Origin of the sequence: Pseudomonas sp. Colony2 (assembly GCF_019382755.1) — a bacterium.
Taxonomy (GTDB): Bacteria; Pseudomonadota; Gammaproteobacteria; order Pseudomonadales; family Pseudomonadaceae; genus Aquipseudomonas.
Genome location: NZ_CP080030.1, coordinates 3712530 through 3727060, shown reverse-complemented (window position 1 = coordinate 3727060; position 14531 = coordinate 3712530). Strand labels below are relative to the sequence as shown.

Sequence of the window (14531 nt, the reverse complement as noted above, 5' to 3'; positions counted from 1 at the left end):
TTCAAAAAACGCGCATTGCCTGCTCGGGCAATGCGCGGTTTGTCAGGTCGCCAGGCGTGTTACGTTGGCATTGAGGGTGCTGTTTGGGGTGAAGGAGAAGGTGAACCCCGAGTCGAGAAACTTTTGCAGCCCGTCATTATCAAGACTGAATACCGTTGCACCGACCGATTGATCAAGAGTGCCAGTGGCATCGAACATGGCTTTGTCCAGGCCGGCTTGGTTGGTGTTGTAGATATAGAGCTTTCCATCACTGCTCTTTTGAATATAGGCGGTGTGTACGATATTGCCGTCTGCTCTATTGCTCATGAAATTGATAACGCCTGATTCGGTAATGTCCGCGGGCCTGAATACGGCGCTGGTATTCTCGGCAGTAATACCCATCAGATCCTTGTAGCGTTGCGTGTAATTGGAATCCCCGCTCCTGACCACACTGCCCAGCACGGCCTCGCGAGTTTTCAACGGGAGTGCATTGTCTGCCATCCCGACGAACATGGCTTTTCCGTAGCAGATTGTCCCGGTGTATCCCGTTTTGGCATGGAGCTTCTCCAGTTTGTCGCGAAGCGCTTCTACCGGCACGGCGTCAGCTTTGAAATTTTCCAGCGGCTCGCCAAAGGGCTGTCTGGTTTTCACATTCAAGGCGTGCCAATTACCGGTGGCGTCATCAAACTTCGCAAACACCTTGGCTTCTTCGGTCGCATTGGCCGCCTTGTAAGTGCCTTCGGCAATGCCGGGCTTTTTCGCCAGTGACGTCAGGTCGACACTGCGCAAGGCGCCACGCAGATGATTGACGCCGTTACGTCCAGCGGTCAGCGTGGTGCGCCCCAGCTTCAATGCACTCCGGGCCAGATCATCAGCCCCGCTCAACGGATTGAAACTCCCCAGCGCCGCGCGCCCGACAATCTTCGCGCCCTGGGCGAACTTGCTGAAAGCCGATGCGCCGGCGGCCACGGCCTTGGCCCACCTGGCTGCCGCACCGAGGCCCACGGCAAACCCAAATATATCCAGGGCCAGGTCGCCGACACCTTCGCCGATGTTGCCGTTTTGAAAGTTGACGATTGCCGACCTCAAGGGGATCAGGTTGAGGAGGAATTCATTGACTTTCTTGTAAAAGGGAACCTCGGTATCAAGCGTGGTGAGCCCCTCGGCCTCTTTTTTGAATGACCGGATATCAACATCCTTCACCATGGCATCGGCAATATAAGACGTTCGGGCACTGCCAAAGCTCTTGGGGTTGGCGGCCTGGATTTTTTCACCCGTCAACCCGGGTGCGTACTCGCCCGAAGGTATGACTTCTTCCAGGTCTTTATGGTAATGGGTGTGATTGGAAGGCTGTTTGCCTGCCGTGAAGTCACCCAGGTCCGTACGCTCGGTAATCTTTGCGGTCCTGAGATTGATTTCGTAGATGTGCACTTGGTTGTTGCGCCTGGTTTTCACCAGCAGGCAATTGTCGTCGGGCACCCGCTTGCGGGTTTCCTTGCCAAAGTTGTCCTTATCGACGTCGACTTCCCTGACCACTGTGATTTCGCCGTATTCCAGGTTTTTACGGTCTTCTTCAGGAAGCCGCGAAACCATCCACTTGACCTGGGCCGCGACACTTTTTTCGATGCCGTCGGCGTATTCCCCGAACGCGTCCTGGAACACGTTCGGCATACTTGGAAGGTCTTTGGTTTTTTCCAGCACCTCGCTGAGGTTCAACGTACTGGATGAGGTCACCCAATGATTGTCAGCGGGGGGCGGGGGCCCAATTCCAAGTACCCCTACGGCCGGTGGTTCTTCGACGCCAGGTCGATGGTGAAGCGCGTCCTTCATATACAAGTCGAGGATCGAATAAGGCCCCGGGAAATCGCTATGGGCGGGTTCCAGCGTGATGCTCTTGTCTTCCAGGGTTGCCGTATCCATGCCTGGCAGGGCTTTGCGCAACTGCTCCAGGGCCATTTCCTTTCGTAATGGCATCGGCATGCTCTGTGTTTGACTGGCCGCGCTCAGCTCGGTGATCTGCGCATCGAATGCATCGCGTACATCATTCATTTGGCCTTCGGTCACCGGATACGGCATACCGTTCGCGCTTCCCCAATCCTTGAGCGCCTCTTGCTGGGCGGCATATTCGACATAACGCTCCTGGGCGGAGACCGGCGCGACCTCAGCGTGGAGCATGACCTGCCCGTAGGACATCCCTGCGGTTGAACCCGGAGACTGCGCTTCGATGCGTTCTACCGCGGTGACAAAACTGACCCAACTATGGGAACCCGGGGTGACCTGGTCCGGGATGTCTTTAACCAGGAACTCTGGAGCGCGGGTGGAGAGCAGCAGATGCGCTTGTAGCGCCGCTGCCTCGGGTGACGATGCCTTGCCGGTGCTGACAAGATGTTCGGCCAACCGGCTGACGATACCGGATGCGGGTTTGCCCCAGGTACTGTTCCCGGTCACGGCAAAACCGGCGATGTGATGCCTGGACCTGGGGTCTGTCGCGCGGAACGAGTTGTCTTTGTCCACACTCATGGCCGCCAACAGCCAATCAGTGGCACTGCCTTTGATGGACTGCGCGTCAAATTTTGCCTGGAGGGCCTCGCCCAACGCCTTGCCCTTGGGGGAGCGGATCAGCGAGTCGAGCACCCGCTGCGGGTCAGCCAGCTCGGAAGGCGTGAACGACTTGCCCTGCATGAGGTATTCCACTACGTTCCTGGCGCCGTTCAAATCAACGTCGCCGATCTTGCCGCGGCGCAGGTCGGACCGCAGCTGATTCGCCGCCTCGGGCGCAAGCGGGGGCTGCCATTCCAGCGCACCGCCATAATTGCCATGGAGCGGCGCCTGGAGTTCAGGCCTGAGCAGATAATTCGTCAGGTTCTCCACCTCCTCGGGCGTGGTTGGCACGTCCCAGCCATTGATCTCAAGGAATTCCTTGAGGCTAATGGTGCTCCCTGAGTCGGTGCTCCCGACCTGGCGGTAAGCGCTGTCGGGGTGAAGCTCGACTTTATTCTTTTGCAGGTAGTCGAGAACGTCACCGCTCCCAATGCTGCCCGATCGAATCCGCTCAAGCAGGTAATTGAGTTCACGCCCCACGGTGTTCAGCGTCTGGGTATTGCCCACCAGGGCTTTCTGGCGCTCAACCTCATCCTCACCACGGGTTTCGTGCAGGTCCGCAAAACGCGGGCCGCTCACGCCGGTAAAAGCCTTGTCGCGCGCCAACTCATCTGCACGCTCGTGGGCATGATCCGGCAGGATATGTTCTTGCTCTTTGTAGAATTGGCTCACCAACCACAGGGGGGCACTGTTGCTGTTTTGGGAGAGCGGCGGTTTGAAGGGGATCGGGTTACCGTCGCCGATAACGCGTGCGGCGTCCCTGACCTGTGCGCCCACCTGCGCCCAGCCTTTGTCATCGGGGCCGTTGGGTTGCGCGGCGGCGGAGGGCCTGCGCTGGTAGGTGATCTTCCCGGTATTGGGGTCAATCATCAATGAATTGGGGGTTATCCCGTTTTCCCTCATCCAGTCACGGACTTGCGGGGACTCCATGGCACGCCCCAACTGCGACCACCACTGCCCGAACGTTGAGTTCGGCGGAATGTTCTCGACCATGATCGCGTCGTCATGGCCGTCGCCCTTGACCTGACGCAGCGCGCTGGCTACCTGGCCTGCCAGTTCACCGTCGGCATCGGCACGCGGGCTGGGGATCCTGGTCCCGGGGGAGCCTGGCGCGGCATTTTCCGGCGCTGCGGCCAGGAGCCGCGCCGGGGGAAGCGGCTTGTCAGGTGCGTTCAAAGGAATGAAAGAAGCCGTAGCCTGAGTAGGAGCAATTGTCATAGGAGGGGGATCCGGTAATTTATCGAGTACACCCAAGCAGCGCTTCGCACCAGCGGGTGTAACTCTTCGTACCCGATGCCCCCTCAGCGATTCCATCCCACTGGCATGCAGATTGATACGGCGTCTTACGCGCCCATGCTAAGGGTGCGCCGCGGTCCTCAGCCGAATCATGTCGATCAGCTGGCGCAATCCCGGCTGCGACTGACGCCGGCTGGGGTAGTACATGCACAGCGGCGCGCCGATGCAGGCCCAGTCGGGCAGCACTTCCACCAGGCGCCCGTCGGCCAGTTCCGCCAGCACGCGATTCTCCAGGCAGTAGGCGATACCCACGCCTTGCAGGGCCGCATCAACGATGGTCTGGGTGTCGGCCGCGCTGAAGTGGCCGGGCACATCGAGCCGCTGCTGGCGTGCGCCATTGCCCAGTTCCCATTTGTAGGTGGTCTTGTCGCCCAGGTACATGCGTACACAGGAGTGCGTGAGCAAGTCCCTGGGCACTGCAGGTGTCCCTGCCTGTGCGAGGTAGGCCGGGGAGGCGACCATGATCCAGCGCAGCTCGCCGGTCAGCGGCACGGCCACCATGTCCTGGGGCACCGTGGCGCCATAGCGGATTCCTGCGTCGTAGCCCTCTGCGACGATGTCGAGCATGCGGTCCTCGATCATCACGTCCAGGCGCAGTTGCGGGTAGGTGCGGGTGAACTCGCCGAGCACCGGCGAAATCAGCAGCACCGCGGCATCCCGGGGTACGTTCAGGCGCAGGCGGCCAATCGGCGCCTCGCGGTACAGTTCGAGGGTGTCGAGGCCGTCCTGGATCGTCGCAAAGCCGGCACTGAGTTTTTCCGCCAGTACCACGCCGGCATCGGTAGGCTCTACGGCGCGGCTGGTGCGATACAGCAACTTGACCCCCAGGCGCGTTTCCAGGTTGCGCATGGTGTGGCTCAGGGCCGAGGTGGTGACGCCAAGTTCATTGGCAGCATGCCGGAAACTGCGGCGACGGATGATCGCCATGAAAACATTCAGGTCGGCCAACTCGGAGCGGTTGAACGCAGCCATATCAAGCACCTTTTATGGGGTTTGGGTTGCACGCGGCGTTGAGCCCGATTCAACCACGGATGATCTAGAGTAATCGTTTTTTTACTGATTGTTTCTGGCGGAGGCTTTTTCATGAGTATCGAAACCATCAAGATCCCGGGCATCGACAAGGCCGTCTCGCGGATTGCCCTGGGCACCTGGTCCATGGGTGGCTCGATGTGGGGCGGCGCCGATAATGAGGTCTCGGTCAAGACCATTCGCCATGCGCTGGCCAGCGGCATCAACTTTATCGACAGTGCGCCGGTCTACGGCCTTGGGCTGTCGGAAGAACTGATCGGCCGGGCCCTGCGCGGTGTACGCCACACGGCGGTGATCGCCACCAAGGCCGGGTTGCAATGGGACGACGGCACGGTGCGCCGCAATGCCACGGCCCGACGTATCCGCAAGGAAATCGAAGACTCACTGCTGCGCCTCGAAACCGACTACATCGACCTCTACCAGATTCACTGGCCCGACCCGTTGGTAGCTCAGGAGGAAACCGCCGGCGAGCTGGAAAAACTGCGCCGTGAAGGCAAGATCCTTGCCGTAGGGGTGAGCAATTATTCGCCTGCGCAAATGGACGATTTCCGCCAGTACACGCACCTGGACACCGTGCAGCCGCCCTACAACCTGTTTGAGCGGGCGATCGACAGCGATATCCTGCCGTACGCCAAGCAAAATTCACTGGTGGTTTTGGCTTACGGTTCGCTGTGCCGGGGTTTGTTGAGCGGCAGCATGCACGCGGCCACGGGTTTTACCGGGGATGACGTGCGCAAGCTCGACCCGAAATTCAAGGCGCCACGCTTTGAGCAGTACCTGGCGGCGGTCGCGGCATTGGACGTGTACGCTCGCGAATGCCACGGCAAGTCTGTGCTGGCCCTGGCGTTGCGCTGGGTGCTGGACCAGGGCCCCACGGTTGCACTGTGGGGCGCCCGCCGGCCGGAGCAGCTCAAAGGCGTTGAAGATGCGTTCGGCTGGCAGCTCACGGCCGACGACCTGCAACATATCGACCGTATTCTGGCCAGCACGATAAAAGACCCGGTAGGGCCGGAGTTCATGGCCCCGGCCCAGCGTTAACCTTTGCGACAGGGATGTCTTGCAGCTGCAAAACAACACAAGACATTCCTTTGGCGTTGAGGTTTTTGGCATGAAGCGCGGTCCCTTGTTCAAGATCATGGGTGGTTTGCTGTGTGTGGTGGCGGTGGCAGCCGCCTGGAAATGGCGCGGCAATCCCGATGTGCTGTGGCAGATCGTCAGCCGTCAATGCGTGCCCGACCAGCACCAGCACCAGAATCCGCGCCCCTGCCTCGAGGTTGATCCGGACAAGGGGTTCGCGCTGCTCAAGGACCTCAACGGCCCGTACCAGGACTTACTGATCCCCACCGATAAAGTCACCGGAATCGAAGACGTCGCGCTGGTCCGGGACTTGTTGCCGCATTACTTTGCCCAGGCCTGGAAACACCACGAAGTACTCTCGGCCGGCCTGCAAACACCGATTGCCGACCGTTATGTATCCCTGGCGATCAACTCGCGGTATGGCCGCACGCAAAACCAGTTGCACATTCATATCGCCTGCCTGCGCCCCGACATTTTCAACACCCTCAATGAACGCGCGGCAACCCTCGACGAGCACTGGCAAATCCTGCCGGTAAAACTGCAGGGGCATACCTACAGTGCCCGTACGTTGTCGGCGGTGGAATTCGACCTGCGCGACCCATTGGCCATCCTGAATGACTACGTGCAGGCCCAGGGCGACGCCATGGCCAGTTACAGCTTGCTGTTGGCACCGGCGGCGAACGGCAACTTCGTACTGTTGACCACGCGGTTGACGCTCAAGGAATGGAACCTGGCCTCCGCCGAAGAACTGCAGGACCGCCAGTGCAACCTGATGGACAAACCACCACAACGACCTGTTTTAGCTGTTAACGACATCCGGTGAAGTTTGCCGTTGAACGAGTGTTCAGTTTCAATTATGTTGGCTGCACCCCCTGCCTGGTAACAGGCGGGCTTGCGCTTTTTCTGATTGAACGAGAGGCACTGGCATGCGGTTTTCACCTTTTGTCGAGCGAATTGCAGGGCAGGGCGTAGCCGCCTGGGACATCCACCACGCTGCCTTCCAGGCCAGCAGCAAAGGCGAAGACATCATCATCCTGAGTGTGGGCGATCCGGATTTCGCCACACCCTCGTTCATCACCGACGCCGCCGTCGAGGCCCTGCGCCAGGGCGACACCCACTACACCGAAATCCCCGGCCGCCCGGCACTGCGCGATGCCATCGCCGCACGCTACAGCCAGTCCCTGGCTCGCCCGCTCGACGCTGAAAACGTCATCACCGTGGCCGGTGCGCAGAACGCCTTGTTCGTCACCTCGCTGTGCCTGTTGCAGGCCGGTGATGAAGTGATCGTGCTCGACCCGATGTACGTCACCTACGAAGCGACCCTCAAGGCCAGCGGCGCAACGCTGGTGCGGGTGCCGTGTTCCGCCGACTCGGGCTTTCGCCTCGACCCGGCACTGCTGGCTGCCGCCATTACGCCTCGCACCCGGGCGATCTTCTTCTCCAACCCCAACAATCCCACCGGCGTTGTCCTCAACCCTCAGGAATTGCAGGTGATCGCCGACCTGGCGATCGAGCATGAACTGTGGGTAGTGGTGGACGAGGTCTACGAAAGCCTGGTGTTCGATGGCGAATACCATAGCCTGGCCGCGTTGCCGGGCATGGCCGATCGCTGCATCGTGATCGGCAGCCTGTCCAAGTCCCATGCCATGACCGGCTGGCGCATCGGCTGGATCGTCGCCGCGCCTGCGATGGTGGCCCACGCGGAAACCCTGGTATTGAGCATGCTCTACGGCTTGCCGGGGTTCGTGATGGAAGCCGCGACCGCCGCCGTGCTGGCCCACGATGAAGTCACCCAGGGCATGCGCGAAACCTACCGCCGCCGCCGCGACCTGGTGGTAGCAGGTCTCGGCGGTTGCCCGGGCATTCACGTGCGGGCCCCGCAGGCAGGCATGTTCGTGTTGGTGGATGTGCGGGACACCGGCCTCGGCTCCCTGGATTTCGCCTGGCGGCTGTTCCGCGAAGCAGGGGTTTCCGTGCTGGATGCCGCGGCCTTCGGCGAGCCGGCCCAGGGGTTTGTGCGGCTGTCGTTTACCCTGGGTGAAGCGCGACTGGCCGAAGCCTGTGAACGTATCAGCCGCTTCGTCGCCAAGCTCGCCGGAGAACCGCGAATCGAGCCTGCGGCGAAAATCATCAGCGTACAGCCGGTGGCTGCGAAGAAGATGATTGAGGTGCTCGACCTGCATAAACGCTTTGGCAATATCGAGGTGCTCAAGGGCATCTCCCTGACCGCCCACGAAGGCGAGGTGATCTCGCTGATCGGCGCCAGCGGCTCGGGCAAAAGTACCTTGCTGCGCTGCATCAACATGCTCGAAGTGCCGGACCAGGGCAGCATTCACGTTGACGGTGAAAGCATCAAGCTCAACTACGGCCGGCCCGGCGCACCGCTGGTGGCCGACGCCAGGCAACTGGTGCGGATTCGCTCGACACTCGGCATGGTGTTCCAGAACTTCAACTTGTGGCCCCATCGCACCGTGCTGGAGAACCTGATCGAAGCGCCGACCCAGGTGCTGCGCGAAAGCCGGGCCGAAGCCATCGAGCGCGCCGAAGCCTTGCTCGACCGGGTTGGCCTGGCCGCCAAGCGCAATGAATACCCGGCGTTCCTCTCCGGCGGCCAGCAGCAGCGGGTGGCCATCGCCCGAGCCCTGGCCATGCGCCCCAAAGTCATGCTGTTCGACGAACCCACCTCGGCCCTCGACCCGGAGCTGGTGGGCGAAGTCCTGCGGGTGATTCGCTCCCTGGCCGAAGAAGGCCGCACCATGATCCTGGTGACCCATGAAATGGCGTTCGCCCGGGATGTGTCATCCAAAGTCGCGTTTTTGCATCAAGGCCTGATCGAGGAAACCGGCTCGCCGGACTCGGTGTTTATCGACCCACGCAGTGAACGTTGCCGGCAGTTCGTCAACGCGCATCAAACTCGCTAACTCCAAAAAAAGACGGGGCAAGATCATGAAATCCAAACGATTGGCAAAGTGGTTGAGCAGTGCTGTGTTGATGCTGGCGGCAGGTACTGCGTTGGCGGCGGAGAAACCCATTGTGTTCGCGGTGGCGGCAGAACCCTACCCACCGTTCACGGTAAAGGGCGGCAATGGTGAGTGGACGGGCTTTGAAGTCGACCTGATCCATAAGCTCTGCGGCTTGATGAAGGCTGAGTGCCAGATCAAGGAAGTGGCCTGGGACGGGATTATTCCGTCGCTGCTGGCGAAGAAAATCGACGTGATTTTCTCCTCGATGTCGGTCACCGAAGAGCGCGAAAAACAGATCGCCTTCAGCCGCGCCTACTACGATTCGCTGCTGGGCATTGCCGGCCCCAAGGGCACCACGGTCGAAGTCTCGCCTGCAGGGCTGAAGGGCAAGATCATCGGCGTGCAGATCTCCACGGTCAGCGCCAACTACCTGAAGAAGTACTACGAGAACATTGCTGACCTGAAGTACTACGATACCCAGGAATCGGCCAACGCCGACCTGATTGCCGGGCGCACCGACCTGATGATGGCCGACGGCGTCGCCATCGCCATGATGGTCAAGACCCCTGAGGCCCAGGGCCTGGCCGAAATCGCCGAAGTGCCTTACGACCCGATCATCGGCCGCGGCGTGGGGGCTGGCCTGCGCAAGGAAGACACCGAACTCAAGGCCCGGCTCGACAAGGCCATCGGTGAGTTGCTGGTGAGCAAGGACTACGCCGACCTGTCCCAGAGCGTGTTTGGGGTATCGGTGAGCCCGTGCAAACGCGCCGATACGCCTGCCTATGTGAGCAAAGTCTGCGACAGCCCCTACACAAACTAACCCGGTAGAAAGGGAGTGCTTGTGGCGAGGGAGCTTGCTCCCGCTGGGGTGCGAAGCGCCCCCAAAAAATGGGCCTGCTACGCAGTCCAGCGGGAGCAAGCTCCCTCGCCACAGCAAGCTCCCTCGTCACAGGGTCACCGCGTGTAATCGAAATAGGGAGCCGCGATGTTCGATCTACTCAACTTCAGCGAACAAGGCTGGGGCAATGCACTGCTCAAAGGGCTTTGGATGACCCTGCAGATCTCCGCCGGCTCGTTTGCGGTGGGGCTGCTGATCGGCCTGGTGGTGGCCTGCGCCAAGCTCAGTGCACCGCGCCCGATAGCCATGCTGATGCGCGGCTACACCACGGTGTTTCGCGCGGTGCCCGAGTTGCTGCTGATCCTGCTGCTGTATTACGCAGGCTCGATGGGCCTCAACGCATTGATGCTGTGGCTGGGGTTTGCGCAGTTCAACATCAGCGGCCCGCTGGTAGCGGTCCTGGTACTGGGGCTGGTGCAAGGCGCGTACGCCTCGGAGATTTTTCGCGCGGCGATCCTCGCGATTCCCCATGGCCAGATCGAAGCGGCGCGGGCGTTTGGCTTGAGCGGCTTTGGCCTGTTCCGTCGGGTGACCCTGCCGATCATGGCGCCATACGCCCTGGCGGGGATGTCCAACCTGTGGATCAATCTGATCAAGGACAGCGCGCTGATCAGCGTAGTGGGCACCAACGAACTGCTGTACACCGCCAAACAGGCGGCGGGCTCGACCCGGCATTACCTGTTGTTCTACCTCACGGCCGCCGCCTTGTATTACCTGGTGACACTGGCCTCCAACTACCTGTCCGGGCGCCTGGAGCGACGTATTCGTCGCTGGATGCCGGTTGTCGAGTGAGCCGCACATGCCTGAGTGGATAAGTTATTACGCAGGACTGATCGCCAAGGGCTTGCAGACGACCCTGTCGCTGCTGGTGATCTCGGCAGTGCTCGGCTTCGCCCTGGCGGTGCTGGTAGCGCTGGCGCGGCTGTCCCGGCGCAAGTGGCTGGCCCGTTGCGCACTGGGCTACACCAGTGTGCTGCGGGGCACGCCGCTGCTGATCCAGATCTACATCTTCTATTACGGCCTGGGCAGCCTGTTTGCCCAGTTCCCAATGATTCGCGGGAGTTTCCTCTGGCCGTTCCTGCGGGACGGTTACTGGTACATCGTGTTCGCCCTGGTGTTATCGGTGGGCGCGTACGTCGGTGAAGTGATTCGCGGCGGGCTGCTGGCCGTGCCCAAGGGTGAAATGGAAGCCGCCTCGGCGTTCGGCATGACGCCACGCCAGGCACTGTTGCGGGTGCGCCTGCCACGGGCCATGCGCCTGCTGCTGCCGACCCTGGCGGGGGAGACGGTGATGCTGCTCAAGTCCACGGCGCTGGCCTCGACCATTGCCGTGGTTGACCTGCTTGGCGCCGCCAACGTGGTACGCGCCCAGACCTTGCAGATCTACCAGCCGCTGCTGCTGGTGGCCGGGGTCTACCTGTGCCTGACCTTTTTGATTGAAGCCCTGTACGCCATTGCCGAGCGACGCGGCACACCGTTGCGCAGGTCTGCCGGATGAAAACCGATCGCTCGTTGCAAGGGATTGCCCTGTGCTCGCTGGCCTATGCGTTCCTGGCGCTGCAGGACGCCGGGATCAAATGGCTGGTGGCCGACTACTCAGTGTTCACCATCCTGTTCTGGCGTAGCCTGGTGGTGGTCGCCGCGTGCGTGATCGCCGGGCGAATGGGTTTGCTCAAGCGCGCTTGGCACTCGGTCAGCCGCAAGCTGTTGATCATCCGCGGCCTGCTGTCGCTGCTGGCCTGGCTGCTGTACTACACCGCCGCCAGAGACCTGACCCTGGCGGAAATGACCACGCTGTATTTTTCCGCACCGATCATGGTCACGTTGCTCGCGGCATTGATCCTCAAGGAGCGCGCCAGTCGCGGCCAGTGGATTTCGCTGATCATCGGCTTTGTCGGCGTGGTGATCGCCTGTCGCCCCAGCAACATGCTCGACCCATTGCCAATCGCCCTGACATTGGCGGCAGCACTGTGCTGGGCGTTTACCTATATCCAGTTGCGCCAGGTGGACGACAACACCTCGGTGCTGGAGCAGATGCTGATCACCAATGTGGTGTTTGTGATCTGCATGGCGCTGACGCTGCCCTGGACCCACACGCCATCGCCGACCCCGGCATGGTTGGGCATGCTCGGCGCGGGGCTGGTGGGCGGGATTGGCCAGTTCCTGCTGTTTGCGAGCTTCCGCCGGGCCACGGCGACGCTGCTGGCGCCGTTTGAATACACCGGTTTGATCTGGGCGTTCCTGCTGTCGAGCCTGGTCTGGGGCACGGTGATGGACGTGTCGCTGATTTTCGGCGCCGTGCTGATCGCCATCAGCGGCACCCTGGCCATGCTCAGCGCCCGGCACCCCGTGTCACAGGATGTGGTCGGCGCCGAATGCTCCGTGACGCAGCCCCTGTATCCAGCAACGGCAGATGTGCAGCCCGTTGGCGGGGCTGAAGGTGCCGGGGTTGAGGCACCACTCGAGCCAGAGTCCGTCGAGCATCGCCGATAAGCCGATGGCGGCCAGGCGCGTGTCGTGGATCACGAAGCCTTCGCTCTCGGCCAGGTCGTCGAGCAACTGGCGGATCAGTTCGAGGTAGGCGCGGTAGCTTTTTTCATGGGAGTCATTCACGTGGTTCGAGTGGCGGATCAGGCTCCAGAACACCACCCAGACGCCCAACAGTTTCGGGTCCATGACCCGCGAGGAAAACGAACCGGCGAGGAATGCATCGAGCCGCGCGGCAGGGCCCACGGCCTGGTCGACTTCCTGCCACAGGGCGGTGGTCAGTTCGCTGGCGAGTTTGTGGTAGGTCTCGGCGATCAGTGCATCGATGCTGCCGAAATGGTGATTGAGCAACCCCACCGAAACCCCGGCTTCAGCGGCGATGCGCCGCACGGAAATGCCGGCATGCCCGTCACGGGCGAGGCTGGTGAGGGTGGCGGCAATCAACAGGTCGCGACGGTCTTCGGCCACAGGCACACCCTCGGTGAAGATACATGGTTGAACGTGTGTTCAATATATACCTGCAGAACCAACAAGAGGAGGGCAACGGCATGGCAAAAGACCTTTCGTGGCAAGTCCCCGGGGATTCCGGGAACACCCTGCACATTGGCGCCTGGCGCTTCGAGGGTGACGGCGACGGCCCTCGGGTGCACCTGCAGGCCGGTGTGCATGCCGATGAAATCGCCGGGATGCTGGTGTTGCATCAACTGCTGCCGCGTTTGCAGGCCTGCCAGGATCAGGGCCGGCTCAAGGGCACGGTGACGGTGGTGCCCCAGGCCAACCCGTTTGGCATTGGCCAGTTTCGCCAGGGGCGGTTGTTGGGGCGGTTTCACGAAGTCACCGGGCAGAATTTCAACCGGGCGTTTGATCATTCATTGGCCATGGAGCGGCCGGCCAGCAACCTGGCGCAATGGCAGAAAAGCCTGGTGCAACTGGCCGCCGATGCTGACCTGGTGCTGGACCTGCACACCGATGATGAAGCCCTGCCATATCTCTACATCCACCGCAGCTTTTGGCCCGCGGGCCGGGCGCTTGCGGCGGCGTTGCAGGTGGATGTGGTGATTGTCTGGGACGAGGGTGGTGATGGGTCGTTTGAGGAGACCATCATTGATCATGGGCAGCCGCGGTTGGCGGCGACGATTGAATTGCGTGGGCAGGCGGATGTGAGTGATGCCCTGGCCGGGCAGGATGGTGATGGGATCTGGGCTTGGCTCTGCGCCAGCGGGGTGATTGATGAGGCGCCGGTGATTGCGCAATGGCACGGGCAACTGGTGGATATGGGCTGTATGGAGACCATCCTGGCGCCGTGTGCCGGGGTGTTGGTGTTTGAAAAAGGTTTGGGTGAACAGGTGGAAGAGGGTGAGCGGTTTGCGCGGATTATTCGGCGGCCTGGGGATCCGGCTTCTGAGGTTGTGCTGCATGCGGCGCAAACCGGGCGGATGGTGACGGGGCATCGGGAGCGGCTGGTTTCACAGGGTTCGGTGGTGGCCAAGTTTACCGGGACGCGGTTGTCTGAGGGGTACAGCGGGGGGGTGTTGGATCCTTAGGCGGGAGTACATATCCGTTTCTTCGGTTATGGCTGGTATTGGTTCCGCTCTTACAGCGGCTCACTTTTGAASAGCGCAAAAGTAAGCAAAACGCTCTTGCCCCACCACTCGGCTCCTCGCTTAGGCTCGGAGTGCCCTCACTCCGGCTTTGGACCGTGGGCCGCCGTCATGGGCCATCCCTGGCCCAGGACGGCTAACCCGGCGTCCTGCCGGGTTACCCACGCTCCAAAGCCTGCGTTCGGCCAGCGTGGTTTAACGGGGCGCCTAAGATCAAGATCAAAAGCAGATCAACAGCACAGCGGCCTCCCGGCCGGCTTGAGTGTTGTGAAGCAAAGGCACAAGCAAAAATCAAAAGCGGGCACGGTCCACTGTAGGAGCTGGCTTGCCGGCGATGGCATCAACTGGGTGTACCTGATGCACCGAGGTGYCTGCATCGCCGGCAAGCCAGCTCCTACAGAAAAGCAGCTCTGCTTTCGCTCTGGTTTTTGATYTGGCTTTTAACACTCAGGTCGGCTYTCAGGCCGCCGTGCTCTTGCTTTTGATCTTGATCTTGCTCTGACTGCCCCAATAAGCCCGAGGCCGAACGCAGGTATTGCGCAGCGGGTAAACCGGCAGGACGCCGGTTTAGCCGCGCCGGGCCATGGATGGCCCGTCGCG

At 61.3% G+C, this 14531-nt stretch carries 10 protein-coding genes and 1 pseudogene; 8 read left to right on the top strand and 3 right to left on the bottom strand.

Annotated elements, in window-relative coordinates; translation table 11 throughout:
* Nucleotides 1-42: 42 nt before the first annotated feature.
* Both JV201_RS14710 and JV201_RS14705 read right to left on the bottom strand, forming a co-directional pair.
* Nucleotides 43-3834 (bottom strand): hypothetical protein, encoded by a 3792-nt coding sequence (locus tag JV201_RS14710; protein WP_257903223.1) that lies wholly within the window; start codon nt 3832-3834, stop codon nt 43-45.
* A gap of 102 nt (nt 3835-3936) precedes the next feature.
* Nucleotides 3937-4848 carry a LysR family transcriptional regulator gene (locus JV201_RS14705; protein WP_102604648.1) on the bottom strand — a complete coding sequence of 304 codons (912 nt, stop codon included), beginning with the start codon at nt 4846-4848 and terminating at the stop codon, nt 3937-3939.
* Between the two features lie 111 nt (nt 4849-4959).
* On the opposite strand from JV201_RS14705, the gene JV201_RS14700 reads away from it, so the two are divergent.
* From JV201_RS14700 to JV201_RS29735, 7 genes are all read left to right on the top strand, one after another.
* Entirely contained in the window at nt 4960-5943 is a 984-nt protein-coding gene (locus tag JV201_RS14700) for an aldo/keto reductase (RefSeq protein ID WP_003217060.1), read from the top strand.
* Between the two features lie 70 nt (nt 5944-6013).
* Complete coding sequence (locus JV201_RS14695) at nt 6014-6805, top strand: CDP-diacylglycerol diphosphatase (protein WP_219405599.1); 792 nt, start codon at nt 6014-6016, stop codon at nt 6803-6805.
* A gap of 103 nt (nt 6806-6908) precedes the next feature.
* The gene (locus tag JV201_RS30055) at nt 6909-8903 is read left to right on the top strand and encodes an aminotransferase class I/II-fold pyridoxal phosphate-dependent enzyme (RefSeq protein ID WP_102604649.1); all 1995 of its coding nucleotides are present in this window, start codon (nt 6909-6911) and stop codon (nt 8901-8903) included.
* 25 nt (nt 8904-8928) lie between these two features.
* Nucleotides 8929-9765: a transporter substrate-binding domain-containing protein gene (locus tag JV201_RS14685; protein WP_087692319.1), complete on the top strand. Its 837-nt coding sequence runs from the start codon at nt 8929-8931 to the stop codon at nt 9763-9765.
* Nucleotides 9766-9930: 165 nt separating this feature from the next.
* The gene (locus JV201_RS14680; RefSeq protein ID WP_134326647.1) at nt 9931-10635 is read left to right on the top strand and encodes an ABC transporter permease; all 705 of its coding nucleotides are present in this window, start codon (nt 9931-9933) and stop codon (nt 10633-10635) included.
* Nucleotides 10636-10642: 7 nt separating this feature from the next.
* On the top strand, nt 10643-11341 hold the full coding sequence (locus JV201_RS14675) for an ABC transporter permease (RefSeq protein WP_003217050.1): 699 nt from the start codon (nt 10643-10645) through the stop codon (nt 11339-11341).
* Nucleotides 11338-12336 carry a DMT family transporter gene (locus tag JV201_RS29735; protein ID WP_008433732.1) on the top strand — a complete coding sequence of 333 codons (999 nt, stop codon included), beginning with the start codon at nt 11338-11340 and terminating at the stop codon, nt 12334-12336. The genes JV201_RS14675 and JV201_RS29735 overlap by 4 nt, the downstream gene beginning before the upstream one ends.
* Here JV201_RS29735 and JV201_RS14670 read toward each other — a convergent pair.
* Nucleotides 12292-12720 (bottom strand): annotated as a pseudogene (locus JV201_RS14670) (TetR family transcriptional regulator C-terminal domain-containing protein); the annotation flags it as partial. The gene JV201_RS29735 and the pseudogene JV201_RS14670 overlap by 45 nt on opposite strands.
* 158 nt (nt 12721-12878) lie before the next feature.
* On the opposite strand from JV201_RS14670, the gene JV201_RS14665 reads away from it, so the two are divergent.
* Nucleotides 12879-13874 (top strand): succinylglutamate desuccinylase/aspartoacylase family protein, encoded by a 996-nt coding sequence (locus JV201_RS14665; protein WP_219405597.1) that lies wholly within the window; start codon nt 12879-12881, stop codon nt 13872-13874.
* The last annotated feature ends 657 nt before the right edge of the window (nt 13875-14531 follow it).